The 26150-nt window shown below is 44.3% G+C and carries 19 protein-coding genes; 11 read left to right on the top strand and 8 right to left on the bottom strand.

What is annotated here, in order from left to right; translation table 11 throughout:
- Window positions 1-2: 2 nt before the first annotated feature.
- Complete coding sequence (locus tag DYADSP32_RS12245) at window positions 3-1181, bottom strand: PQQ-dependent sugar dehydrogenase (RefSeq protein WP_149242465.1); 1179 nt, start codon at window positions 1179-1181, stop codon at window positions 3-5.
- A gap of 306 nt (window positions 1182-1487) precedes the next feature.
- Between DYADSP32_RS12245 and DYADSP32_RS12240 the strand changes: the two genes are divergently transcribed.
- From DYADSP32_RS12240 to DYADSP32_RS12230, 3 genes are all read left to right on the top strand, one after another.
- Window positions 1488-3803 (top strand): glycoside hydrolase family 65 protein, encoded by a 2316-nt coding sequence (locus tag DYADSP32_RS12240; RefSeq protein WP_149242466.1) that lies wholly within the window; start codon window positions 1488-1490, stop codon window positions 3801-3803.
- Window positions 3804-3872: 69 nt separating this feature from the next.
- On the top strand, window positions 3873-4592 hold the full coding sequence (locus tag DYADSP32_RS12235) for a DUF1080 domain-containing protein (RefSeq protein ID WP_149242467.1): 720 nt from the start codon (window positions 3873-3875) through the stop codon (window positions 4590-4592).
- Between the two features lie 154 nt (window positions 4593-4746).
- Window positions 4747-7023 carry a tetratricopeptide repeat protein gene (locus DYADSP32_RS12230; RefSeq protein ID WP_149242468.1) on the top strand — a complete coding sequence of 759 codons (2277 nt, stop codon included), beginning with the start codon at window positions 4747-4749 and terminating at the stop codon, window positions 7021-7023.
- A gap of 117 nt (window positions 7024-7140) precedes the next feature.
- Here the strand turns inward: DYADSP32_RS12230 and DYADSP32_RS12225 are convergent, their stop codons facing one another.
- Entirely contained in the window at window positions 7141-7515 is a 375-nt protein-coding gene (locus DYADSP32_RS12225) for a response regulator (protein ID WP_149242469.1), read from the bottom strand.
- Window positions 7516-7880: 365 nt separating this feature from the next.
- Here DYADSP32_RS12225 and DYADSP32_RS12220 point away from each other — a divergent pair, with 365 nt between their 5' ends.
- From DYADSP32_RS12220 to DYADSP32_RS12195, 6 genes are all read left to right on the top strand, one after another.
- Entirely contained in the window at window positions 7881-8144 is a 264-nt protein-coding gene (locus tag DYADSP32_RS12220; protein ID WP_149242470.1) for a YtxH domain-containing protein, read from the top strand.
- Window positions 8145-8261: 117 nt separating this feature from the next.
- Window positions 8262-8594: a hypothetical protein gene (locus DYADSP32_RS12215; RefSeq protein ID WP_414617713.1), complete on the top strand. Its 333-nt coding sequence runs from the start codon at window positions 8262-8264 to the stop codon at window positions 8592-8594.
- A gap of 835 nt (window positions 8595-9429) precedes the next feature.
- On the top strand, window positions 9430-10878 hold the full coding sequence (rpoN, locus tag DYADSP32_RS12210; RefSeq protein ID WP_149242471.1) for an RNA polymerase factor sigma-54: 1449 nt from the start codon (window positions 9430-9432) through the stop codon (window positions 10876-10878).
- An 81-nt stretch (window positions 10879-10959) separates the two neighbouring features.
- Window positions 10960-12408, top strand: a complete 1449-nt coding sequence (locus DYADSP32_RS12205; RefSeq protein WP_149242472.1) for a sigma-54-dependent transcriptional regulator — start codon at window positions 10960-10962, stop codon at window positions 12406-12408.
- 66 nt (window positions 12409-12474) lie between these two features.
- Window positions 12475-13923 (top strand): hybrid sensor histidine kinase/response regulator, encoded by a 1449-nt coding sequence (locus DYADSP32_RS12200; protein WP_149242473.1) that lies wholly within the window; start codon window positions 12475-12477, stop codon window positions 13921-13923.
- 81 nt (window positions 13924-14004) lie between these two features.
- Window positions 14005-14874: a hypothetical protein gene (locus tag DYADSP32_RS12195; RefSeq protein WP_149242474.1), complete on the top strand. Its 870-nt coding sequence runs from the start codon at window positions 14005-14007 to the stop codon at window positions 14872-14874.
- A gap of 63 nt (window positions 14875-14937) precedes the next feature.
- Here the strand turns inward: DYADSP32_RS12195 and DYADSP32_RS12190 are convergent, their stop codons facing one another.
- From DYADSP32_RS12190 to DYADSP32_RS12165, 6 genes are all read right to left on the bottom strand, one after another.
- Entirely contained in the window at window positions 14938-18045 is a 3108-nt protein-coding gene (locus DYADSP32_RS12190) for an efflux RND transporter permease subunit (protein WP_149242475.1), read from the bottom strand.
- 116 nt (window positions 18046-18161) lie between these two features.
- The gene (locus DYADSP32_RS12185; protein WP_149242476.1) at window positions 18162-19250 is read right to left on the bottom strand and encodes an efflux RND transporter periplasmic adaptor subunit; all 1089 of its coding nucleotides are present in this window, start codon (window positions 19248-19250) and stop codon (window positions 18162-18164) included.
- Between the two features lie 49 nt (window positions 19251-19299).
- A complete protein-coding gene (locus DYADSP32_RS12180) occupies window positions 19300-20547 on the bottom strand; it encodes a TolC family protein (RefSeq protein WP_149242477.1) in 1248 nt (415 codons plus the stop codon).
- Between the two features lie 80 nt (window positions 20548-20627).
- On the bottom strand, window positions 20628-21995 hold the full coding sequence (locus DYADSP32_RS12175) for a sensor histidine kinase (RefSeq protein ID WP_149242478.1): 1368 nt from the start codon (window positions 21993-21995) through the stop codon (window positions 20628-20630).
- 57 nt (window positions 21996-22052) lie between these two features.
- Window positions 22053-22745, bottom strand: a complete 693-nt coding sequence (locus DYADSP32_RS12170; RefSeq protein ID WP_149242479.1) for a response regulator transcription factor — start codon at window positions 22743-22745, stop codon at window positions 22053-22055.
- Window positions 22746-22877: 132 nt separating this feature from the next.
- Window positions 22878-23900 (bottom strand): phosphatidate phosphatase App1 family protein, encoded by a 1023-nt coding sequence (locus DYADSP32_RS12165; protein WP_149242480.1) that lies wholly within the window; start codon window positions 23898-23900, stop codon window positions 22878-22880.
- A gap of 87 nt (window positions 23901-23987) precedes the next feature.
- Here DYADSP32_RS12165 and DYADSP32_RS12160 point away from each other — a divergent pair, with 87 nt between their 5' ends.
- Together DYADSP32_RS12160 and DYADSP32_RS12155 are read left to right on the top strand one after the other, a co-directional pair.
- A complete protein-coding gene (locus tag DYADSP32_RS12160; RefSeq protein WP_149242481.1) occupies window positions 23988-24863 on the top strand; it encodes a diacylglycerol kinase family protein in 876 nt (291 codons plus the stop codon).
- Between the two features lie 123 nt (window positions 24864-24986).
- The gene (locus tag DYADSP32_RS12155) at window positions 24987-26138 is read left to right on the top strand and encodes an acetylxylan esterase (protein ID WP_149242482.1); all 1152 of its coding nucleotides are present in this window, start codon (window positions 24987-24989) and stop codon (window positions 26136-26138) included.
- Window positions 26139-26150 lie beyond the last annotated feature (12 nt).

Below are 26150 nucleotides of genomic sequence, written 5' to 3'. Positions count from 1 at the left end.
AATTACTTTAAGCCTAGTTTCATGATTTTGCCACTCTGGTAGTTTGCAAAATATACTTCACCACTGGCATCCTGCCCAAAAGTAGAAATCAAACCAGCGTTTTCCAGCAGTATCGCGTTGCTTCCTGCCTGAGTGCCGTTCATGCTCAGCGTCCAGATGCGACCACTAACATAGTCGCCATAGATATACTTTCCATGCAAACCTGGAATGGAGGTGCCGTGATAGACATAGCCTCCGGTAATGGAGCGGTCGCCGTTGGACTGGAGATAATTATAAATAGGTTCAATCAGGCCCGTTGTGTTGCAGTTGGAGGAAGGTCGGTAGCAATCCGTACCTTCTTTGACGGGCCAGCCATAATTGCCTCCTTTTGTTATCAGGTTTATTTCTTCTCGCTTGTTTTGCCCAACATCCGCGGCCAGCAGTTGATTTGTTTGGGTATCAAAGCTGATTTTCCAGGGGTTTCGTAAGCCATACGCATAGATTTCGGCGTTGTATCCCTCGGTTCCGTTTGCGAACGGATTGTCAGGTGGTATGCCGTAATTTCCTTTGGCATTGCTATTCACATCCAATCGCAGAATCTTGCCTAGCATGCTTTTACGATTTTGTGCATAATTCTGCGGATCTCCGCCACTCCCGCCGTCACCGGTTGCGATGTAAAGAAATCCATCCTTGCCAAATTGGATAGAACCCCCGTTGTGGTTGTCGTAAGGCTGGCCGATCGTTAAAAGAATGGCTTCGCTGGAAGGGTCAATCTGCCCCGTTGATGGTGTATTGGCTTTGTAACGGGCGATTACGGAAGTTAATGGATTGGCCCGTGTATAGTTTACATAGACATAGCCATTTGCTTTAAAGTCAGGATGAAATGCGAATCCCAATAATCCCCGCTCTCCACCGGAAACTACCTTATTTCTAATGTCCAGGAAAGTAGTGGCTGTCGCACTACCTGCTGAATTTCCGAACACCCTGATCACCCCTGCCTGCTCAGCTACGAATAATCGATCTGTTCCGTCACCGGCATGCTGGATGTCTATCGGGGAAGTGAACCTTAGGGACGGAAATGCATCAACTGCCTGAACACTTAAATCAGGAATGCTTTCAACCTCTTTTTCTGTCTTCGAGCAGCCGGTTAACAGGTATATGAGGGAAAGGAAAATCAGAGTTAATGGTTTTTTGTTCATCATAGCGTTCTTTTTTTAACAACGATATGATTCTCAATTTGTTTTGAAAAACCACTAGTCAAAGATTGTGAACAAGTCGATGCTGTTGGATATATGACTTGACTTTCGGAAAATCTCAGGAGAAACCGGTGACAAGGCCTGCGCAAGAAGTTTATCGTTATATTTGTGAATCACAGGTAAAGGGTTGTATATAATATTCTGTTAATCAGTTTGTTGGTTAAGATTATAGCTGTGTTGTCCTGCCGATAGCCGGTAAAGGTTAAATTTAAAAGGTATTATCATCACTCACCGGATTGAGCCCGGATACAAATGAAAGAATACATCACACAAAACGAATGGTCCATTGTTGAAGAGGGCTTTCATGCAGCCAACAATGAAATAACCGAAAGCCTCATGAGTCTTGGAAATGGACGTATGGGTCAAAGAGGTAATTTCGAAGAAAGATACACGGGTAAGACCTTGCTGGGAAATTATGTTGCCGGGGTATATTTCCCTGACAAAACCAGGGTAGGGTGGTGGAAAAACGGATACCCCAATTACTTCGCCAAAGTGCTGAATGCTTGTAATTGGATAGGAATTGACTTAAAAATAGGTAACGAAGTGCTCGACCTGAACACCTGTACGGTGGAGGAATTCAGGCGTGAATTAAACATGCAGCAGGGGGTGCTTAGTAGGGTCGCAACTGTTCAGATGGCCAATGGCAAGCGTTTAAAGATTCAATCCAAACGTTTCTGTAGCATGGTGGATGACGAATCCGGGGCGATCCGTTATGCAGTCACTCCACTCAATTTTGACGATTCAATCACCGTCACTCCTTACCTGGATGGTAATATTCGTAACCGGGATTCCAATTATGACGAGGGATTCTGGGACGAAATTCACAAGGAAACCAGCTTTTCTCAGGGTTATCTGGTTTTGGAAACCAAAGAGAATCCTTACGGTGTAGAACAGTTCAGAGTGGCAACAGGCATGGCCTTTGATATCCGGATCAACGACCTGAAGACAGACTATCAGTCACTTCCGGTCAGGCAGGAAAAGTTTGTGGCAGGTGTGGTGCATCTTGACGTTAAAGAGGGGCAGGAGCTGGTGATTTATAAATATGGAGTAAATCTCTCCTCCAGCAATTATGCCTACGAGGCATTAATACCTGAGGCAAAACAGTATATAAGCCGTATCGTTGAAAAGGGATTTGAACAGCTTTATGCCGAACATGTCCAGGCCTGGGCGCATAAATGGGAGAAAAATGATATTACGATCGAGGGCGATATCGCTGCTCAGCAGGGAATTCGTTTTAACATTTTTCATCTCGGCCAGACCTACACCGGAGAAGACGAGCGACTGAACATTGGCCCCAAAGGATTTACGGGAGAAAAATACGGTGGCAGTACCTACTGGGATACCGAAGCTTACTGCATACCGTTTTACCTTTCTACGGCGGACGAAAAGGTGTCTCGTAACCTCCTGGTTTACCGACACAAACACCTTAAAAAAGCCATTGAAAATGCAGAAAAGCTTGGATTTACAGATGGGGCTGCTTTGTATCCAATGGTAACAATGAATGGCGAAGAGTGCCATAACGAATGGGAAATAACATTTGAAGAAATCCATCGTAACGGTGCCATTGCTTTTGCCATCTACGATTACACCCGATACACGGGAGACGAAACATATCTTTCCGACTTTGGCCTGGAGGTGTTAATTGGTATTTCCCGTTTTTGGAAGCAACGTATCACTTGGTCGGCTGAGAAGGAACAATATGTAATGCTCGGTGTAACCGGACCGAATGAATATGAGAACAACGTCAACAACAACTGGTATACCAACTACATTGCCTGCTGGACGTTGCGTTATACTTCCGAAATAATTGGAAAGCTTGCAGAGAGCAACGCATCACGATTGCAGGAGATCGTGGCGCTCACCCATTTTGACCAACAAACCGAAACAGATTCATGGAAGCACATTGTTGAAAACATGTATTTCCCTTATGATAAGAAAAGGGAGGTTTATTTGCAGCAGCAGGGTTTTCTGGATAAGGAAATTTTAACTGTTGACGATATCAAAGCACACAGGCCCATTAATCAGAAATGGTCCTGGGATCGGATATTAAGATCCTGCTTTATCAAACAAGCCGATGTGCTGCAGGGATTGTATCTTTTTGAGGATGCGTTTTCTGCTGAAGAGATCAGGAGAAACTTTGAATTCTACGAGCCAATGACGGTTCATGAATCTTCCCTGTCACCTTGCGTACATGCCATACTTGCTGCCAAAATAGGCATGAAGGAGAAGGCCTATGAAATGTATCTGCGAACCGCGAGACTGGATCTGGACGACTACAATAACGATACCGAAGACGGATTGCACATCACCTCCATGGCCGGAACCTGGATGAGCGTCGTGAAGGGCTTTGCAGGACAGCGCGTGGAAAACGGGCTTTTGGTTTTGAATCCATATCTGCCTGAACAGTGGAAAGCGTATTCGTTCAGGATCGGTTTCAGGAAATCCTTGCTTTTGGTTAAAGTGACTCAGGGAGGTGTAGAAGTTGAAAATATTTCCGACCACGGTGTTACACTCTCTCTGCACGGGGAAGAATTATTCATCGAAGCAAAGTCATCGTTGGTTAGATAGGATGTACCCAAGGGGGCTGGTTTAAAATACAGAGAATTTCTTCAACTCATTCAAACAGGTGAAAAACTTATGAAGACCATTTTACTGACAACGATTTTACTCATAATGGTGGGATATGTTGAAGCGCAGCCCAATGCACTTTCTGCGGGTGAGAAGAAAGAGGGATGGAAACTTTTGTTTGACGGAAAAGACCTCAGAGGGTGGCATGCTTATGGAGGGACTTCTCCCGGCTCCGCCTGGAAGGTGGACCAAGGAGCTATCAAGCTAGATGTTCCCGAACGGGCTGGTAATAAAGCCAGGAATGGTGGGGACATCGTGACAGATGAAGTGGTGAAAGGTGACTTTGAATTAAAAATAGAGTGGAAAGTTAGCAAATCAGCCAACAGTGGTATTTTTTTCTTTGTGACTGAGGACGCCAGATACAAGAATATGCATGATACAGGTCTTGAACTTCAGGTGATTGATGACGCAATCTATGAAGGAGCCAAGGAAAACACGCACAGGGCCAGTGACTTTTTTGGTGTGGCCAATGCACGTGTGAGAGAACTGAATCCGGTTGGCTCGTGGAACCAGATTCATTTTATTGTCAGGAAGAATAAGTTGACCGTCATGCAAAACGGGTTTACAGTTCAGGAGCATGACCTGGCTGGTGCCGATTGGAAAAGTCGTATCGCCGGAAGTAATCTCAAGAATGCTCCCATCGCCAAAGGAAATTATGTAGGAAGAATCGGCTTACAAGACTGGGGAAGCACCGTCTGGTTTCGGAATATCAAGTTCAAAAAGCTTTGATGCTTTCCTTGCCATTATGCGCTCGTGGATGGCTGTTGACGGGGCAATTATCTTTTTTCGTGATTAAACCTTAAATTTGTGCCGTTAGATAGTTCACTCTTGTTATTTTCCTTCATTAATAGTAGGTTAGCAGTCGGTGAACCTCAAAATTCTTATGGTGAAAATAATTGCCAGACTTTGTTCGAAGGGATTATTGATGCTGCTTTTTGTGTGCTTTACACAACCCGTAACAGCACAGAGCTTCAATGACTGCCAGGCAATAATTAAGGAATTACTTCCTCTTTTCAACAGGGCTTTTGAAGAAAACAATCCTTCAATTACCCATTCGGCCGAATACCAGCAAAAGCTTCAAAAGCTGCAAAGAGCCTACGCGCTATACAACAACGAAAATTTTACGGCAGTAGATTCCGTTCAACGGCTGAACAACGAGGCTATTATTTTGACTTTGTCGGGAAGTTATCATAAAGCCTTGCGTATCATGGAGTCACTTGATTTATCATCTCAGGATCCTAGTGTGATTTACAACCGAGGGCTATTTTCCTTACTCAACGGAAAGTACAGCGCTGCGAGACAGGATTTTGACAATAGTCCGGCAACCACGATGGCCAGTCTGAATAACTTGTATGCTTTGGGCAAACAAAAGCAGTATCAGACCGGAATTGAATATGCAACTACGAATTCGGTGAAGAACGGCAAGGGTAAGTGGAATTATAATTTGGGGTTACTTTACAAAGCCAATAAGCAGTACGCAGAGGCCGTGGATGAACTCTCCGCCGCAATCAGGCAGAAAGACGATATCTTTCCATATCGCCTGCAAAGAGGCGATATTCTCATGCGGACAGGAAACGAAAAAAAGGCTGTTAAGGATTTTGAGAAAGTTGCCCGTAAGCATCCCAAAGCACAAATCAGGTATGCCAATGCATTGCTGTCGCTCAACCAATTTGCCAATGCCAGATCGGTTTTCGAAAAGTACCTGGAGGCCGACGACAGGACCTTTCGGGGCGATGCGTATTTAGGAATGGGGCATGCCTGGTACGGGCTTGGTCATATTCCGGAAGCCCAGCGATATTACAGGTTGGCCGCCAGTATGAAGCGTGAAACCCCGGGCCTGCAATCCGGAATTGCCAATACACACCTTTCCAAACGTGAATATCAGAGTGCGTACAACCTGTTTGATCGGGTTTTAAAGCGCGATTCAACTTACTTGCATGCCTATTTGGGAAGGGCTGTGGCCAATTACGGGTTGAAGCGATATGCCATGGCATTAGCCGATTTCAATAAAGCAGGCGACGTACTTGACGAAAACAATAAATTTCTGGCAGACCTTTTCGTAACAAAAGGTTTTACGGAATATTATCTGAAACAGAGTACTAAGGCCGAAGAAGACTTCGCCAGAGCGATCCGCCTGGATCCGAACAGGTATGAGGCTCTTGCAGGAATGAGCAGTATCCGTATCGATCAAAAGAAGTTTTCAGAAGCAGGACAATTTCTCAGTAAAGCATTGTCTTTTGAAAAAGGCTACGACCGGATGTGGAGTAATTATGGTAATTTGCTGCTGCATTTCGATATGTTCAAAAAAGGTTATGACGTATTCAAAACCGCCGTTTCGTTAAACCCTGCTAACGTGAAGGCCCAAAATGGATGGGGGGTCGTTATGCTGGAAAACGACCAGCTGGATCGCGCCATGATATTGTTTGATAGTTTGATTTTGTCCAACCCTACATTACCCTTCTTGCACAATAACCATGGTATTGTACAGGCTTATATTGGCAACAGGCACGAGCAACGACACGAGGTTAATCAGGCTAATGCTCGCTATGATGGTGCATTTGCAGACTTTCGGAGGGCTATGGAGGTGGCACCGGCCAAAAAATTCTACAACGTAAACCAGGGGAATGTTTTTAGGTACTGGAACAAATTTGATGAAGCCAAGCTAAGCTACCAGAGCTATCAGGACAAGAGTGCCTTGAATAATACAGCGGTAATGTATGCCGGGCAGGAGCAGATGAAGGATGCCAAATATTATCTCGGCGTAGCGATACAAATAGATTCTCTTCACCGGGTATTTCAGTATAATATGAATGTGTTGGTGAAAGGAAAGCAAAAGGAAATGATGCGCCTGGTAGCATCCGCCGACGATAATAGTCCCTTTTCGGATATCAGTATCAAGTATAGCAGGGATGGATTTGTGACTATATATCTTTACGATTACGAGTACGATGTGCTTTCCTTCCCTGGCCGCCATTACATGCCACTTCCAGCTGCTGAGTTTCAGGAGGACTACTTAATTCCGGACTACGATTTTAAGCTGGTTCCGTATGCTAAAAAAGATGATGAAGGATCCAAAACCAGGAAAGCAGGTTACAAATCCCAAAAGGTGAAGATGCCGGGCAGGAAAGCCAGGTCTGGTACAAAGTGCCCTGTATTCTAGTAAACTTACAGAGCCGAAACGAGAAAATCAGATCGTGTATGCCTTTGTCGAATTTCTCAGTATCAGCATTAAATTCTACATCCATATGGAAATAGACGTGGTGATAACCTCCTCAATTCAATTATTCCGGGCTTTATCCATTATTTTATCGATCTCCACGAAACTTATTGGTTTGTCAAGAAAATAGTCTGCTCCTTTCCGCAGCGCTTCTTCTCGTAAATTGGTCATGGCGCTCATCATTACAACAGAGGTTTTCTTGACCGATCCTCGATTTTTTATTCCCTCTATTTCGTTAATGCCTTTGCCGTCAGGTAGATTATTGTCCACAAACACCCAGTCGGGATTCATTTCATTCATGTAATCCATTCCTTCTCCCAAAGTAGTCGCGATTTTAACACTGGATTCGGGGGGCCTTATTTTTAATTTTTTCACTAAAAAATTTCTTATCAGAATTCCCAGATCTCTTTCATCCTCAATTATTAAGATTCTCATGGTTGCTAAGTATGTGTATTTGGTAGGTTATGACGATGAGAATTGGTTGGAAATAGCATGTATTAATTAGGGTGACTAAAATAATCTTGCCAAAATAATGTGGTCGAACGATTCGCCTTCAGGTCAGGTTACTCCTGATCTGGACCTATTGATGGTGCCATTTGTTCATAAGTACCCCTCATTGATGCATTCTGCCCGGGTTTGACTGGTGGTTTTATAAATTTTTATTTGAATACCTGACTGGTATGTTTTGTACTTTACTGAAAGTGAGCCTGTTGTTTTTAGCAGGCGTAAGCGCGTATATCTGGTACGGAATTTTAGGAGCATAGTGTTGTACGTATAAGTTTAATCTAAATATTCAAGATATGGCCAGCAATAGAGTTTTTTTGGGGATAGTAACTGCAGTTGCAGCAGGCGTTGTTATAGGACTACTTTTTGCGCCGGAAGACGGCAATAAAATGAGAAAAAAAATCAAAAAGAGAACCAACTCCCTGGCTAGTGAATTGATTGAAGCTCTGGAGAAAAGTAAAGCGGGTGCTGAAAGATTAAAGTCCGAAGGCGAAGAATATAAGGATGAAGTTTTAGACACAGCTCAGGGGGCAAAGGATAAGTTTCTTGGCGAACGGTAAAATCTGATATCGTCCCGGCATCGAACTGCGACGTGAGCTAGAGGAAGTAGTTAGAGTTTTTTTAGAACCGTTGAATGCTTATGAAAACTGTTGAACGTTCCAAAGGAATTGAAGGATATGGCTGAGAATAGATCCGAAAAGGATAGTAACCTAAAAAAGAATGAGCGCCAACAATCAGGTGTCGGTATCGACTATTTCAAACGCCTGACCGCGGCTGGAAGCGACGGACTGGTGGAAAAAGGCCTGCAATTGGGTGTTGGAGCCATCATAGCCAGGACAGCTTTACGTCATCTGCCGGCTCCGTTGAATGTGGTGGCTCCCTTAATAGCCGAAAAAGTAATCATGAAGCATGGTGTTGAAGGTGGACGTCATGTGCTTCTGAAGGGACTCAGATGGATAAAGAAAATGACGGACGAAGAGCCCCTTCAAACGGGGCCTACATTACAGTGAAAGAAACTTTTTCTGGAGTGTAGTTGTAATCGCTCTTTATTTTTGACCTCATTTGATATCTTCTCTTAACCCTTCCACACCGAAGGGTTAAATTTTTACTGTAAGTATGGGTCAGGAAATTATCATGGTTAACTGCAATCTCGGGGGGGGCTGAATCTATTACTGGCTGCTAAGATATGTTACTATACGGGTGGTGATCTTTGTGGTTCGGGAGCTGTTGAGATCAAATGTGACTTTTAACCTGCCGGAATTTGACTTTTAAATAATCAGATTGTGCCCACATTTTATACAATCACCCTGGTGAGGCAAGCGTTTTGTTTAGTTGTAAGGTATCTTTTGAAATAATATGGTTGTTAGAAAGGATATGTCACCACGTAAGTCCCACTTAAAAGATCACAGAGGTACGAAGAGATATGTGCCCCAAGCTTTATTTTGTACGAACAAAGGATCAATTTGCTTTTGATCTCGTTATAACTATGTGAAAGTGCAACGATTAGCAAATGTGAGTTGAGCATGCGTACTAAAAGATGTCCTGATTAATGTGTTTCGTGCGACGATACTTTTAAATATGCCTGATGATAAGGTTTCCTGGTTAGGTTAACTAGCCCGACAATCATATGAAGAATTATTATACTCATTCTGTGGAATTATATACGCATTGATCATTTTTATAAGATTCGTATTATTAACAAGTAATACTGTGTTAAATTTAAGAACAAATCATCCGGTGGGGTAGGAAAATTCTTGTTTTCAACGTCCTGAGTAAAAAGCAGGCTGTTACACAATCACCGCGGAGATAAATAAATGTAATTTTAATTTTAGAATTTATTGCTTTATGCAAAGACAGACGCAGACGCAACGGCAAACCCTAAAATACTCTCCACTACAGATTCAAATGCTTAATCTTTTGCATTTGACTACAATGGAACTGGAACAAAGAATAAAGGAAGAAATCGAGGAGAATCCCATTTTAGAAGAAGGGAAAGAAGAGTCCACAACGGAGGATACAACGGATGAATTTACCGACCCTGATGATGTTGCGGGCGGAGATGACGCCACATCATCTGTACAGGATTATTACGATTGGGACGAGTTCAGAGATGATGATGTTCCTGATTACAAAACCTATGCAAACAACCAGTCGGCAGATAATGAGCTCTATACCAGACCCATGGTGGAGTCGATTTCATTTAGGGATGAACTGAAACAACAGGTTCATTTTTTACGACTGGATGACCGGCAACAGTTGATTGCCGACTTTATACTTGATTCCCTGGATGAGGACGGATTTTTGAGGCGTGAGGCAGAGGTGATCGCAGATGACATCTCATTTGCAAACAGTATGTTTATTGATGCAGATGAGGTGAGCTTGATGTTACGGGTTATTCAACAGCTTGATCCCGCCGGAATAGCAGCCAGAGACCTTCGTGAATGTCTGTTGATACAGCTTCAAAGAACAGAGCATCAGGACGATGTATGGAAGTCGGCTTACCGTATTGTTTCGGATACATTTGATGAACTGGGTTCGCGCAATTACGACAAAATCATGCGGGTGCTGGGTATGAACGAGGATACGTTGAAGAAGGCAATCAGCTTAATTACGACACTGAATCCAAAGCCTGCTTCCGGCCTCCGAAACGACACCCTGGTCAATGAAAGCATCAAGCCGGATTTTATGCTACGGTATACAGAGGACGGGGAGATCGAGGTTCAACTGACCTGGGGCAATAGTCCCGCGTTGCGGTTGAACAAGCTTTTTACGCAAATGGCAGAGCAGAAAATCGATAAGGCAACGAACCAGTTTCTGAAAAACAAGATGAACTCGGCAAAGTGGTTTATTGATGCGATCAAACAGCGTGAAAACACGATGCTGAGTACTTTGAGAGCCATTGTGAAACTTCAATATGATTATTTTCAGACAGGAGATATTAAAAAACTCCGTCCCATGATCCTTAAGGACGTTGCGGAAATCATTGATATGGACATATCCACAGTTTCGCGCGTTACAACCAATAAATATGTGCAGACTCCGTTTGGTATCGTGCTGCTTAAAGATCTTTTTACCGAAGGTGTCACCAATGAAGATGGAACCGAGGTCTCCAATCGGGAAATACAGGAGGCTATTCGTGAAATCACCGGCGTGGAGGATAAGCGACATCCTTACAACGACCAGCAAATAACCGACCTGCTTTCGGAGAAAGGGTACTCAGTTGCCAGAAGAACAGTGGCCAAATATCGGGAACAATTAAATATACCCACTGCCAGGTTACGGGTCACGATCTAGTGCGGGTAGACTGTAGTGCGTAACCAGAATTAATACTTGAACCAACTATTGAAAATTAAGGGTGAAGCCCGCTAACGTTGTATGAAAAAAATTGTAGTTGTTGACGATGAGGCAGATATATGCTTTTTGCTAAAAAGGTTTTTATCCAAGAATGATTTTATTGTAGAAACAGCACAAACGGGGAAAGAAGGATTGGCACTGATAGAGTCTGTTTCCCCGGATCTGGTGATGACCGATTTCAGGCTTGGCGACATTACCGGAACGGAATTGCTAAGCGCCATCAAAGCAAAAAGCCCTCATTTGCCTGTTTTGGTCATCACCGGTTACTCCGATATCAAGATCGCTGTAAATGTGATGAAACTGGGTGCCTATGATTATATCACTAAGCCTCTGTTTCCTGACGAGATTTTAATAACCGTAAAAAAGGCAATTGCTGATGCAGAATTATTGCAGGATGAGCCTCAAAGTGTAGCTTCTCACGATGAAAATGCCCCTCATGCCCCAAAACTTTCCCGAAAAGCATCTTCACGGATGAAGGCGGGCTATGTAATGGGTGAAAGCGATGTTTCGGATAATCTTTTTCGGCAGGTGGACCTTGTGGCTCCTACCAATTTCAGCGTCATTATTTACGGTGAAAGCGGTTCAGGCAAAGAGGCTATTGCACAGGAGATTCATAATAGGTCCAGAAGAAGAGATATGCCGTTTGTAGCGATGGATTGTGGTGCTATTTCAAAGGAACTCGCTGGTAGTGAGTTGTTTGGTCACGAAAAGGGTTCGTTTACAGGAGCGCTTCAAACCAAAATCGGACACTTCGAGATGGCCAATGGCGGAACGCTCTTTCTGGATGAAGTGTCAAACTTGTCTTATGAAATTCAGGTAGCGCTGCTAAGAGTGGTGCAGGAGCGTAAAATGCGGCGTATAGGCGGCTCCAAAGAGATAGATTTGGATGTACGGATTCTGGTAGCCAGCAATGAACGCCTGCTGGACTCTGCAAAAAATGGAAAGTTCAGGGAAGACCTCTATTACCGCTTCAATGAGTTTACGATTGAAGTCCCCGCGCTACGTAACCGTACCGACGATCTGATGCTGTTTGCCGAAAAGTTTCTTGAGGCTACGAATGCTGAATTGGGAAAAAACATTACAGGCTTCTCCAAAGAGGTAATTGACGATTTTGTCAATTATTCCTGGCCGGGAAATTTAAGAGAATTGAAGAATGTAATCAAGCGGGCTACGCTTTTGTCGGATGGTGTTCTGATTGAAGAGAAATCCTTACCATTCGAAATTGTGAACCATCGCAAATTAAAGGATCTCGATGTAGAAGTAAGCCCTGCACCTGCTGCCACTGCCATACAGGAACATGCAGATGCGGATGACTCCAAGCCCAGTTTAAAAACTGTGGCCAACGAAGCTGAGTATGATATGATTATGCAGGTTTTAAGGGATGTTAATTTTAACAAAAGCAAAGCGGCACGGCTGCTTAATATTGACCGGAAAACACTTTATAATAAAATGAAACAGTTTGATATTTAGCCGTCAGAGATGGTAACCATCGTCGCTTTCTGGTAGCTAATCATACTGACACTGTCTTCGCGTTCCATGACTACAAAATTGATATCGGTTCTTCTTGTTGATGATGATGAAGACGACTATTTTCTCACCCGCGAATATTTCAATGATCTCGAGAACTGGAATATTGATATTACCTGGTGCCCAACTTACGATGAGGCGCTGTTTCATATAAAAAACAGAAAATATGACCTCTATTTATTCGATTACCTGCTGGGTGAGCGTACCGGAATAGACCTGATTGAGGAGGCCTGTGCCATTGAATGTGAGGATCCGATCATACTTTTGACTGGAAAAGGGGATACCAAAATAGCCGTAGAAGCACTTCGTCTGGGCGCTGCGGATTATCTGATTAAGAGTGAGTTAGATTCGGAGAAACTTGAACGCAGCATCCGTTATGCACTCGACAGAACCTCTGTGTTGAAGGCGCTGAAACACAGCGAGAGACGCTACAGAAGGATATTTGAAGAGTCCAATGATTTTCTGTTCATATGCGATGCGGAAGGGATCATTGCCGATTTTAATACCTCTGCCTGTTCGCTGACGGGATACTTGCCCACGGATCTCAAGGGAAAGAGGATTCATGATATGGTGGATGATGGTCAGTTTGATACTGCTTGGAAAAGCATTTTCGAAAGACCTGTTGATGATCTGGAAGTGAAACTTGTTACGGCAGATGGAGAAAAAAGGTATTGTGTGTTTTCCGCTTCAATGGAAATAGATGGCAATACACCTTATTTTCAAGGACGTTTTCATGATATAACTGCCCGCAAACAATCCGAAAGAGAGCGGTTGTTTTCGGAAAAACTTGCTGTCACAAGCCGGTTGGTCCGTATGCTGGCGCATGAAGTCCGCAACCCGCTTACCAATGTGAACCTGTCCGCAGAGCAGCTTGAAATGGAATTGGTGGATGAGGATCAAAAATTTTATACACAGATTATTAAAAGGAATTGTAAAAGAATCAATGACCTGATCACACAGCTTTTGCAGCCATCAAATTCAACGGATGTTATTTTGCTCAATCAGCCCATTCATAAGGTGCTAGATGAAGCTGTAGCCACCGCATACGACCGCGTCCAGCTTAAAAGGATCGAAATAATCCGATCCTATTCAGACGAAGACTTTTGCATTCCTTTGGATTCAGTTTCCTTGCAAGTAGCATTTCTAAATCTGATTACCAATGCCATTGAGGCAATGGATGAAGAAAAGGGTATATTGAAAATTTCTACAAGAAGCCAGAATGAAACATTCCAGGTTATATTCACCGACAACGGGTCGGGTATATCTCTGGAAAATATGGACAAAATTTTTGAACCCTATTTTACCGGTAAAAATTCGGGTATGGGAATCGGGCTGGCTACTACCCTGAATATTATCCATGCACATCATGGGCGCATCGACGTGGAGTCGGAGATAGGAAGCGGCACAACCTTCACAATCAGCTTTACCGAAAGTAAACAGGCAAACCTTCTGATCTGAAAATGTCATAAGCTTTTCGACGAGCTCGTGCAACACTAGGTTTTTTTAGGGCGTAATAGGCTCTAAACGACCAGCTGCCCTATGAGATTTTCGTTTACACTACTACTTCTCTTTACTGCTCCGGCCAGTGTATTCTGTCAGGGAAATGTGGATTATTACAGTCCGATGTTTCCCAGACCTGTGGGGTCCAACGCGTATACTCCTGAGGCTTTTTTGAAGAGATTTGGGGAGGAAAAAGTGTACAACCGCTGGTATTTTGGCGTTGATGGCTTCGTGAGAACGGATAAAAACAGGTTGACCAATACCTTCGATGAACTCATAAGCACCGAATCGCCTGCTGCTTACGGCTGGAGCGCCGTGGTGGGTTGGGTCGGGAATGAGGATTGGGGTATTGAAGCGGAATATGCCAGATCCGCGATCCACAATGTTCTGCTGATCAATGAGGATAATTCCTTGCACTACAAATTTACAAATGATAAAAACAGCCTGATGCTTCGTGGTAAGCGACGCCTTCTGTTCGGTAAAACATCGCTTCGTCGTTCAGCGTTTTGGATTGGAGCCGGTGTGGGTATAGTGCCCAATTCAGGTAAACAAATGGAGTATCGCGAGTTTTATGGATATAGGCAGAAGGGGAGATGGCAAGGTGTGGACACTTTGGCAATGACAAGCGACACCCGAACCAACCCACATGCCACTGGGTTTGCCGAGGCAAATCTGGAATATGTGGTGAAGATCGCCAAAGGTGTGGATATGAGTTTTTTTACAAGGAAGCAGTGGGGGTTTGCCAACTCACTGACGACTACTCTGGAGTATTATGTAAATCAACAGAAAACACAAACGGCCGTCATACAGGGGGATGGAAGCGGATGGAAGTTTGGGGTGTCGCTCCGATATGTGTTTCTAATCGGAAAAGGTTTAGAAAATTTAAATCTAAAATATGATGAAGAGTAATTCCTGTTCTCATATTCACCCGGACGCACAGATATGCTCCGGGTGACGGACGGATCACCGATTCTATGAGGGTATGGATTGTCTTTTCTGGCGGTAAAAAAAGCCGTAAATAATTGGGAAGATAAGCAAAGTGAGTACTGTTGCGGTGATTAATCCGCCTATGACCACGATGGCAAGAGGCTTCTGCGTTTCGGAGCCTATACCCATTGACGTAGCTGCGGGAAGTAAGCCGATTGCGGCCATCAGCGCGGTCATAATCACCGGCCTGATCCTGGATTTAACACCTTCGCGGATGGAGTCATCGAGTGTCATATGTGCTGACAGATTTTTGTTGAAAACCGAGATCAGAATGACTCCATTCTGAACGCATAGGCCAAAAAGAGCAATAAAGCCAACCCCTGCCGATATCCCGAAATTCATGTGTGTGACGTGCAGGGCCAGAATACCTCCGATCAGTGCAAACGGCACATTGACCAATACCAGCCCGGCATCTTTTGCATTGCTGAACATGATGAAAAGCAGAATAAAAATTCCGATTAAGCTAATTGGAACCACTTGCCCGAGGCGCTCCGTTGCCCTTACCTGATTTTCGAATTCACCGGACCAGTTGACGGAATAGCCTTTGGGGAGTGAGGAAAGCAGTGGTTTAACTTTGCTTTGTGCTTCTGCAATCGTACTGCCCAAATCTCTTTCGCGGACCGAAAATTTCACCCCGATGAATCTTTTATTGTTATCACGGTACACGAATGCGGGGCCGGTCACGGTTCGTATGGTAGAAATCTCTTTAAGCGGAATTTTGCCACCTGTGAGCGTAGGCACCATAAGCTGCTGTATGTCGTTTACATCACGGCGGTACTGCTCTTCATAGCGGAGCCGGATGTCGAATTTACGTTCACCTTCATAGAGAATGGATGCTGTTTTTCCGCCGATCGCCATTTCGATAACCGCCTGAACATCTGATATACTGACTCCGTATTGAGCCATTTTGTGGTCATGCAGAATTACACTGATCTCTGGCTGTCCGATGTTTCTCAAAATTCCTACGTCTTTGATGCCGGGGACATCCTTAATGGCCTCGAGTACCTCGTTGGCTTTCTGATTAAGTGTCTCCAGGTCGTCACCATATATTTTCACAGCGTTGCTGGCATTCATTCCGGCTACTGCTTCGGCTACGTTGTCAATGATGGGCTGTGAATAATTGTAGTTGATACCCTGGAATTGTTTTAGCTTCTTGTCCATTTCTTCAATCAGCTGGTCCTGGCTGATCTTTCGTTTCCATTCATCCTTTGGTTTCAGATTCACCTGCATTTGCACATAATAGAATCCCGAGGGATCGGTACCATCATTGGAACGCCCTGTTTGGGACAAAACCCCGTTTACTTCCGGAAATTCGTTCAACTTGGCGCGGAGCACGGTTACCATTTTAATCGTTTCGGTCAATGAGCTGCTCATGGGCATCTTAGCTTCCACCCAAAGGGCTCCTTCGTTCAACGTGGGAAGAAATTCTGTACCCAAAAATTTGGCTGAAAACAGGGAAACAACCAGAAAAATACCAGCAAGGGTTAAGCTTAACTTTTTACGGGCATAACACCACTCGAAGCCGGCGGAAACGGTGCGGTCAAAGAACCGAACGATGGGATTACTTTTTTCACGAACATTTTTGTTCAAAAGAAAGGAGCATAAAACGGGTACCAGTGTAAGCGTATAAAGTAGTGCGCCCAGAAGTGCGAAACCCAATGTGTAAGCCAGGGGCGTGAACATTTTTCCTTCTACCTTCTGAAAGCTGAAAATAGGGATCAGTGCGGTGATGATGATGAGTTTGGAGAAAAATATGGCCTTGCCAAGTTCGCCACCCGTTTTTTTGATCAATCCCATTTTGGAGAGCCGGTTGAACCTTTCCATTCCATTTTTGTGAGCGAGGTGATCGAGCGCCACAAAAATGCCTTCCACCATCACCACGGCCCCGTCGATGATAATCCCAAAATCGATCGCACCCATCGAAAGCAGGTTGGCCGACATGCCTTTTAAGCGCAGGCAGGTAAAAGCAAATAACAACGCAAGGGGAATGATGATGGATACGATGAGCGTTGTACGCCAGTCGGCCATAAACAAAAACACGATAACCGTTACAAGCACTATGCCTTCCAAAAGGTTATGTTTCACAGTGTTCGCACAGAATTCAATAAGATTATCGCGATCATAAAATGTTACCATGCGCACATCCGGCGGAAGTATTTTGGTATTCAGTTCTTCCACTTTGTCTTTTATCCGTGCCAAAACCTCACTTGGGTTTTCCCCTTTCCGCTGCACCACAATGCCTTCCACCACGTCGTCATCGCCATCCAGCCCCACCTGGCCTACCCGCGGCATGTCCGATTCTTTCACGTCGGCAACATCTTTCACCAGTACCGGATTGTCTTTGACATATTCGACGATGATATTCTGAATATCGGGAATGGAATTCAGTAGCCCTATTCCCCGCACCACGTAAGCCTGGCCGTTCTTTTCGATCACGTCGCCACCAACATTGACGTTACTTTTGGTAACAGCCTGATAAACTTCCAGTGGGGTGATGTTGTATTTGGCCAGCTTGGTAGGATTTACCTGAACTTCATAGATCTTCTGACGGCCGCCAAATGCGACTACGTCGGCCACGCCGGGGATACTGCGCAATTGCCTGTCTATGACCCAGTTTTGTAAAGTGAGCAACTCCCGGCTATCACGGTCTTTACTTTTCAATGTATATCTGAAAATCTCACCGGTTGGGCCATACGGGGGTTGGACATCGGGTTCTACACCATCCGGCAGAGAAATATTCCTCAATTGATTGTTTACCTGCTGGCGGGCAAAAAAGTCTTCTACCTGATCTTCGAAAATGATTTTGATGATACTCAGCCCAAACATGGTTGTACTTCGCACATTGGTTTTCTGCTGCACCGAGTTCATAGCTACTTCAATGGGCACCGTCACAAACCGTTCAATTTCTTCTGCACTGCGCCCGTTCCATTGGGTCACGATGATAATCTGTGTATTGGTAACATCCGGAAATGCTTCCAATGGCGTGTCTCGGTAACTGACAATCCCTGCAACGATCAGCAGGCCGGTCATGAAAAAGATGAAGAATCGGTTTTTTAATGAAAAGCCTACTATCCCCCGAATGAATTTATTCATGGTGAAAACTTGATAGAATGATAAAAATTTAGACCCGGTCGCCGGTGCAATGAGAGCATGATAGAATAATAGAATTGGCGAAGAATATTCACTCATTCTATCAGTAACCCATCGAATCAGTCGTTGAGTGCGTCGTAGACCAGCAGCTGGTTTTTTGAAATGACAGTCTCACCGGGTTTTAAGCCGGCACTGATGTAGCTTCGATTGGACAGAGACCGATACACTTCCACCGGCCTGGTTTCAATATTGCTACGACTATGAAAGATCATCACCCAGTTTTTACTCCGGTCAAAAATGATCGATTGGGATGGTATCGCCTGCATTTGCTGATTCTCTTCAAAATTCAGCAATACTGTGGCATGCATTTCGGGTTTAAGTTTGAAACCTACATTCTGGAGCTGAATCCGGATGCGCATGGCTTTGGTTTCAGGGTCAAGCACATTGTAAATTTTGTCCACTTTTCCTTTGAAAATTTCATCCGGAAAACTGATCGTGCGCACATCGGCAGACATGCCCAGCTGCACGCGCGGGATATCACTTTCGTTGACGTTGGCCATTACCCATACGTCGGTGATCTGGCCAACCGTAAAAAGGCTTTCGGAATTGTCGGATCGGAGCTGCATTCCTCGATTAACATTTTTATCGATAATAAAACCATTTATGGGCGATTTGACGGTATAATTGGTTGATTTTCCGAGTCCATATATGGAAAATATTTCTTTCATTCGCGCCAGTTCAGCCTGTGCTTTGTCTACCAGCTGGCGAGCCGTAATGGCATCCCGCTCGGGGACGAGCTTGCTCTCGAAAAGATCCTCAGTGGAAGACTGGTTTTTTTGAGCAATGAGTAGATCTGACTGTGCCTGGATCAACTGGCGCTCGAAATCGGCCACTTCGCCGGAGCGGATCGTAGCCAGTTTCTGCCCCTTTTTTACGTTGTCGCCAAGCTCTACATTTACCTCTTCTACGTTTCCTCCCACCAACGGGAAAATTTTAATCACCTTGTTTTCGTCTGGCACCACTTTGCCGACGAGCGTCAGTTCGTTGCGAACCGTTTCCGTTTTGACCGTGTCGAGTGTAATCCGGTTCATCATGGTATCCGAGAGCATAAAGGCCCTGGATTCTTCCTGATTTTCTGTTTTTTTGGTGCAAGAGGACGCCCAGACACCCAATGTGGCAAGCAGAACGATATAATGAGTACTTTTCATATGAAAATGGTTTTGAATGGCGTAAGCCATGAGGAAGACTTTTTGGAAATCAATTGAACAGCTCTTCACCGACTACATAATTGAGCTCTTCGTAAACTTTGATACGATCCGCCTTCAACCGGTTTAGTTCTTTAATGCTCTCGTTGTACGTTTCGATGAAATCAATGAATTCGAGCAGGGATATATTACGCTTTTGAAAATTATCGTAAATTCCTTTATTGAGTAGTTGAAATTGCTCCGTGAAGTGACTTTCAACACTTTGATAGGCAAGCTCGGCCACCTTTACTTTTTGGAAAGCGGCATCCACTTCATTGTTTACACTGTTTACTTTTGCATTTTCCGAGGTTTTGAAATAACTGATATTGCTCTTTGCCGCACGTATATTCCCCTGATTGCGGTTGAAGAATGGCAGGTCCATGGAGGCAGAAATGCCCACATAGTTGTTCTGATAATTGCTGGCCTGGTCATAGGTAGCACCGATCTGAATATTGGGTATCGCCAGCGCTTTTTGCAGCGTGTAGTTCAGTTCAGCTTGTTTGGTCGACGATTGAACTACTTTTAAGTCCGAACGGCTTTGTAAGGCCTTGTCTTTGAGCGTGGCAAGGTTTAGATCTTTCAGTATATATCGTTCTATATCTGTGCTATCTACAATTGGTCGTATGGGCAATTCGGTGCTCAGCAGCGTTTTTAAGCCACGTTGGTTTTCCTGCAACTCGAACTGGATGTCAGCGCGATCATTTGTAAGCTGAAAAAGAAGGGCTTTCAGCCTGACAACTTCTTTCAAAGAAATATTCTTTCTGTTGTATTCTTTTTCAAATGCAGCAACGGTTGTGTTGAGCGTGGCGATCTGGTTATCATACAGGGTGATAGTTTGGCTCAAAAAGTACGATTCGAAAAATGTTTCGCGGAGTTCAAATTTCAAAGTCCTGATCAGATCGTAGAACTGAAATTCACTTTTTCGGGTCGATTCAATATCCAGAGCCACCTGTTTGTTTCGCTTACCGGCACGGGTGAGCATCTGCTGGATGCTAAACGCCTTCTGACCTTTACCACCCACGTCGAAAAAGCCCCGGGACGGATTGTACGCACTGATTTCAGCGGTTAGGGTAGGGTTATTCCAGAGTTTATCCTGGATCTCAATAGACTTGGCAATGTCGATCTGATATTTTTCTGCAAGAACCAGCAGGTTGTTTTGTAAAAAAAGGCTGTCGGCCTGTCGGATGGATATTTGAAGCCTGTCCTGCGCCCGTGCCCATGACGAGAAGCAAAGCAGAAATCCTAATGTGTAAATTCGCATAGTTCGGTGTTGAATGATGCGAACTACGGCAGCTGTTATTATAGCACCCTTAAAATAGTCTTAGAAAAAAATTAGAATAGTCAGATGTGCCTCAATTGAAGTGTAAAAGTGCTTCCGTGGCTTAACTGGCTGGTTACCGAAAGTGTTCCATGGTGTAAGTCCACGATGCGCTGGCAAATGGAAAGGCCTATTCCAAAGCCCGGAACTTCGCTGGAGTGGGCGGATCGGTAAAACGGATCGAAGATAAACGGCAGGTCGTCGGCGCTGATGCCAATGCCATGATCCGTTACTTTTACAATGCATTGTTTACTGTCGGCTGCAATGAAAAGTTTGGCGGTATGGTCGGCGGAATATTTGCATGCGTTATCCATGAGGTTTAATAATACCCGCTTCAAAAGTTCTTCATTGGCCTGAATCACCGTGTCATTTTCGTTTTCAGGAATAGTATCGTAGTCGATTATGATCTTGTAATCAGGATGCGCGGCCAGCAGTTCTTCCTTAGCAAGGAAAGAAATATCTTCAATCCGGACCTGTGAGGTTTTGATATTCCCCATGTTTTCAACGGACCGGGCCAGAAAAAGCAGGTTATTGGTGATGCTGATCAGGCGTTCGGTATCAGAAAAGAGATTGTCAAACACCTCGGTAAGTTCAGGATTCCCAAGTGTGAACCGTTGCCCCAGCTGAACCTCCGATTTGAGTGCTGCCAACGGAGTCCGTAGTTCATGCGAAGCGTGAGAAACGAAGCTTTTCTGTTGTTCAAAAGCTTTGTGAAGACGGTAAAGCACTGTGTTGAAATTGATTGCCAGCTGCGCAATCTCATCCTTCCGGTTTCCTTCATCCAGTTTTTTGTCCAGATTTTGAGCGGTTATCAGCGATACTTGTTCGTTTATTCTGCTTATGGGCCTTAAAGAGTTGCCTGCAAAATAAATCCCCAGAATTACCGTAAGGCATATGCCGCCGGTTAGTCCCCAGGCCAGTGTTTGCAGCAGGTTCTGAAGCTTGCTTTTCCCAAACTTATCGAAGGCCGAAGCCAGTACGACCAGGGGTTCGTCGCCTTCATCGTACAGGATTCCGATGGTTTCACTTTCTCCCTGAAGAAATTCGATTTCTTTTTTTTGACGTACCTCGGCTAATAGGTTGGCGTGATAAGAAATCATTTTATCGTCAACGCTTGAATAAATAAGCTCATTTTCAGAATTGAATATCAGCACTTTTTCATCCAGCATTTCGGTCAGGGTATTCTGGTCAATTACTCTAAGCAGGTTTTTGTCAATGCCGTTGACCTTCACCAGTAGGCGGCAGGTAGTGCGGGCTTTACTTTTGAGCCGGTCATAGAATTCTTCTTGCCGGTACCTCGAAGACACCGTATAGATAGCAACGGAAAATAGCAGTAAAATAACCGCCACCATCATCGTGAACTGTATAGCAATCCGGTTTTTTATCTTCACAGGTTCAATCTTTGGAAGTACTGTATTTCAGTTTTTTAGAAAATAAATCGCCTATAATCAGCTTTCTTCTTTCATGATATATCCCAGGCCGGGGCGTGTGTGTATTATTTTGGTAGCAAAATCCTTATCCACTTTTTTACGCAGGTAATTGATATATACTTCCACCACATTGGTTCCCGGGTCGAAATTGAGGTGCCACACATGTTCGGCCAGATCCATTTTGGACACCACACGACCACGATTGAGCAGCAAATATTCCAGTAGTGCAAATTCTTTCGCAGTGAGTTCGATGGATTTACCCGCACGAACTACTTCCTTGGTAGCCATGTTCAATTCCAGATCTGCAATCCGAAGGGTTTTTCCCTCTTTGTCGGCCGGAGTTCTCAGATCGGCAATGCGTAAAGCAGCGTTGATCCTTGCCAGTAACTCTCTGAAATCAAAAGGTTTAACAATGTAGTCATCCGCTCCTCTGTTGAGCCCTTCTACCTTATCCTCGATTTCTCCATAGGCCGTAAGCATGATGATGGGCAGCGAAGGCTTGTAAATGCGTATTTGCTGGCAAACCTCATACCCTTTCATGCCCGGTAGATTCACGTCAAGAAGGACCAGGTCAAATTTTTTGTCAAGTGCCATCTGTTTTCCCGTAATGCCATCATAGGCAATCTCTGCTTCAAAACTTTCGGCAGTAAGTCCGCGGTATATGTTCTGTGCGATACGGCGGTCATCTTCTACAATCAGTATATTTTTCAATGACTACGGGTTTAGATTCCGGTCGATATTTACAGTTTTCAAGTGCAAAATCCAATGCAAATGTGAAACAGAGGGGGTTTGCAGATTTGGTTGAGCAGGTTGAAAAGTCCATTTGCGGGTATCAATCATTAGCTATTTTGCAGCTTCAAATGGATCCTGATGCGGTGGAATGACAACTATGCCGGTATCCACAGAATGAGCAATTGCCTTGTTGCTGTGTGCAAAATAGCAGGTGTCAATGTCCATTTCTCTTATTCGTTGCAGGCAGAGCTCGGCAGATAATTTTGTCCGGGCTCGTGTCTGGCGCAAATATACCGCTTTGACGTTGGTCGGAAACATGCTGCATATCTCTTCATAAATCTCAGGGTCTTGCTGCGAATCATCGCCAAGCAGTATAAATCGTAGTTCGGGATAAAAGTCAATGATATTCTGAATTTTATTGAGCTTGTGGTCATGCGAACCGCCTCCTGTCATGACAAAGTCATCCAGTCCCGATTTGATTTTTTTTAGTTTTAGTACCGCTTTGGGCAGACCATTGAGCTCAGCAAATCTGACGATCATATCATACAGGTTCCATTCACTGCTTGAAACATAAAAGAAAATATTGGCGTTACTTTGGGTGATTTTATCGCCGGCAAGTGATAGCAGCTGATAATGTCGGACCACGTCCACAAATGGTTTTCGGGCCTGAACATTCCTGGAAAGAAGTACAAAGAGTTTTTTGAATGAGCGGCGGCTGTGGGAAATCAAAAAAGTGTCGTCAATGTCGGAGATGATTCCATAAGAGCTTTCATAAGGAAGGAAAAATTCTTCCTGTTTGGTAATGAACAGCTTCCGGCCGTTCACTTCATCATTCACATCGACTTCGTAGGGGTGCCAGCCTCCTTGCAAGGGCTCCTTGAACGGTATCTGGAATCGGAAATAACCATCTGCTTCGGCTCTGGTTTCGGCTGTCAGATTTCCAACCCGAAGCACTACCCGCAAATGTGGTACGGTTTTTACTGAAAAAAGCTGAAGGATAGTCCTGGCATAACGAAATCCCTTTCTTGTGTATTTATGATCTCCGGACGGATATTTTTCAACAATATGCCCAAAAACGACCAGTTCATTTTTATTTGCATAGCCACGATATAATTTTAAGTCACAACGGTTCATGCACTATATTTAAATTGCGTATTCTGTTTGCCCCAAAAGAACCATGCTACACCGTAACAAAGTGATGATAGCCCTAATTTAGACAATATGTTTTCAGAACGAAAAGTTTTGTTGGTTGTGAACCCCATTTCGGGTGATGTTGATAAAGACGAAATACTTAATGCCGTAATTGAAAAGGCTCATGCAGAAGGCTATGATTTGAGGATTTATTCAACCACGGGTGAAAAAGACCTGGATACGATCAGGACCATGGTGCAAACTCTTAAGCCCGAGAGAATTTTGGTTGCAGGTGGTGATGGTACTATCTCGCTGGTGGCGGAGGCTGTGAGGGATATCGATATCATATTTGCCATCGTGCCAGCCGGATCGGCTAACGGCCTCGCTGCGGATTTTGGCTTGCCCGGGTCTTTGAAGGACGCCATCAACATCGCATTTGGAAATCATGTCAAGGGTATCGACGCCGTGTGTATCAATAATGAGATCAGTTTGCATCTCAGCGACATTGGATTAAATGCACTGCTCGTTAAAAACTATGAGAAAAGTGACATAAGGGGAAAGTTGGGTTATGCCAAAGAGGCCTTAAAAACACTTAATGAGCACGAAAATTTTAATGTAAGGATTACCACCGAACAGGGCGTCATTGAAACGGAGGCACTGATTGTTATTATCGCCAATGCCCGGAAGTACGGTACGGGAGTAAGTATCAACCCCATGGGCGATATGTCGGATGGTTTCTTTGAGCTGGTCATTGCCAAAAAGCTTGATTTCATTGAAACAGCCAAAATACTGACGGGCAACACCGATTTTAATCCTGAAATTTTGCAAATATTGTCGGTTCAAAAGGCAGTCATTGAGTGTATAGATAAGCAGGCCTATTTTCAGATTGACGGTGAATACAAGGGGATGGTGGACTATCTTGAGGCACACATTATTGAAAATTATGTACATGTAGCAGTTCCGTAATCCATCACGGAAACCTAGGCCAGTGATTACTTTCCGACCCGGATTCTGGAAATTCAGGTACTGTATCAGTAGTACAGGGAGGTAAAGGGTCTTTTTCGATAAATCCTTATTATTTTTTTCTAAATGAAAATCTTTTATTCGATCCTAGTTACCTGTTTAACCTTTACCATGCAGGGTTATGCTCAATCGCCGGAGCTTTGCCAGGGAGCCTATTTTACAGAGGCGCAGGGTAAAACTTTCCTGGACCTAACCGCAGTTACTTCCAAGGTTGCGTGGGAAACCAGAGCTTCTAAAATCCGGAGCCAGATTCGTGAAGGAATGCAACTGCAAATACTTCCCCCCAAACCATCTTCGAAACCTATTATTAATGGCAAGCGCATCATGGATGGCTATTCCATTGAGAACGTGGCATTTGAAAGCATGCCAGGTGTGTATGTCACCGGAAATTTGTATAGACCTTTAAAAAAACAAAAGTCTTACCCAGGCATATTATGTCCGCATGGCCATGGCGAAAATCCACATGGCCGTTTTCGCGAGCAAACCCAAAAACGTTGTGCCACGCTAGCCCGGATGGGAGCTGTGGTATTTGTATGGGATATGATCGGACAGGGCGATGCCAGGCAGTGCGAGCATAAAATGCCTAAGGCGCTGAAACTTCAGACTATCAACAGCATCAGATCTCTGGATTTTATTTCTTCACTTCCGGGTATCGACAAGAACCGGATTGCGATGACCGGCGAATCGGGTGGGGGAACACAGACTTTCATTCTGACTGCATTGGATGATCGTGTAAAGGTTTCCGTTCCTGCGGTAATGGTTTCAGCGTATTTTTTTGGTGGGTGCGTATGTGAAAGTGGTATGCCTATTCATAAAAAGGGAGACTATCAAACGAACAATGTAGAAATAGCTGCATTAACGGCTCCAAGACCCATGTTGCTGATTTCTGATGGAGGGGATTGGACAAAGAATACGCCGAAAGTAGAATTTCCATTTATTCAGAACGTTTATGGATTTTACGGTAAAAAAGCACTGGTTGAAAACGTACATCTACCGGATGAAAAACATGATTACGGGCCGTCCAAGCGCCAGGCTATGTATGCTTTTATGGCGAAATATTTAAAACTGGACATCAAATCGGTACAGGATGCCAGTGGTCTGGTAAACGAAGCACCGGCAACAGTGCTGGAGGAGAAAGACTTGTCAGTATTTAATGAAAGCAGCCCGCGCCCGGCCCATGCGGTCATGGGAGACGAGGCCATAATGAAACTCTTGTAGGAGAGTATACTT

Source organism: Dyadobacter sp. 32 (genome assembly GCF_902506755.1).
In the GTDB taxonomy this organism is placed as follows: Bacteria; Bacteroidota; Bacteroidia; order Cytophagales; family Spirosomataceae; genus Dyadobacter.
Note: the sequence above shows the minus strand (reverse complement) of the source record. Positions and strands in the feature narration are given on the sequence as shown.

What these genes read in the sequence shown, in the direction of transcription:
- DYADSP32_RS12195 (WP_149242474.1), top strand. Translation starts at nt 14,005, where the DNA reads ATGAGATTTTCGTTTACACTACTACTTCTCTTTACTGCTCCGGCCAGT.
- DYADSP32_RS12220 (WP_149242470.1), top strand. Translation starts at nt 7,881, where the DNA reads ATGGCCAGCAATAGAGTTTTTTTGGGGATAGTAACTGCAGTTGCAGCA.
- DYADSP32_RS12215 (WP_414617713.1), top strand. Translation starts at nt 8,262, where the DNA reads ATGGCTGAGAATAGATCCGAAAAGGATAGTAACCTAAAAAAGAATGAG.
- DYADSP32_RS12235 (WP_149242467.1), top strand. Translation starts at nt 3,873, where the DNA reads ATGAAGACCATTTTACTGACAACGATTTTACTCATAATGGTGGGATAT.
- DYADSP32_RS12230 (WP_149242468.1), top strand. Translation starts at nt 4,747, where the DNA reads ATGGTGAAAATAATTGCCAGACTTTGTTCGAAGGGATTATTGATGCTG.
- rpoN (WP_149242471.1), top strand. Translation starts at nt 9,430, where the DNA reads ATGCAAAGACAGACGCAGACGCAACGGCAAACCCTAAAATACTCTCCA.
- DYADSP32_RS12180 (WP_149242477.1), bottom strand. Translation starts at nt 20,547, where the DNA reads ATGCGAATTTACACATTAGGATTTCTGCTTTGCTTCTCGTCATGGGCA.
- DYADSP32_RS12205 (WP_149242472.1), top strand. Translation starts at nt 10,960, where the DNA reads ATGAAAAAAATTGTAGTTGTTGACGATGAGGCAGATATATGCTTTTTG.
- DYADSP32_RS12225 (WP_149242469.1), bottom strand. Translation starts at nt 7,515, where the DNA reads ATGAGAATCTTAATAATTGAGGATGAAAGAGATCTGGGAATTCTGATA.
- DYADSP32_RS12165 (WP_149242480.1), bottom strand. Translation starts at nt 23,900, where the DNA reads ATGAACCGTTGTGACTTAAAATTATATCGTGGCTATGCAAATAAAAAT.
- DYADSP32_RS12245 (WP_149242465.1), bottom strand. Translation starts at nt 1,181, where the DNA reads ATGATGAACAAAAAACCATTAACTCTGATTTTCCTTTCCCTCATATAC.
- DYADSP32_RS12200 (WP_149242473.1), top strand. Translation starts at nt 12,475, where the DNA reads ATGACTACAAAATTGATATCGGTTCTTCTTGTTGATGATGATGAAGAC.
- DYADSP32_RS12240 (WP_149242466.1), top strand. Translation starts at nt 1,488, where the DNA reads ATGAAAGAATACATCACACAAAACGAATGGTCCATTGTTGAAGAGGGC.
- DYADSP32_RS12160 (WP_149242481.1), top strand. Translation starts at nt 23,988, where the DNA reads ATGTTTTCAGAACGAAAAGTTTTGTTGGTTGTGAACCCCATTTCGGGT.
- DYADSP32_RS12190 (WP_149242475.1), bottom strand. Translation starts at nt 18,045, where the DNA reads ATGAATAAATTCATTCGGGGGATAGTAGGCTTTTCATTAAAAAACCGA.
- DYADSP32_RS12155 (WP_149242482.1), top strand. Translation starts at nt 24,987, where the DNA reads ATGAAAATCTTTTATTCGATCCTAGTTACCTGTTTAACCTTTACCATG.
- DYADSP32_RS12185 (WP_149242476.1), bottom strand. Translation starts at nt 19,250, where the DNA reads ATGAAAAGTACTCATTATATCGTTCTGCTTGCCACATTGGGTGTCTGG.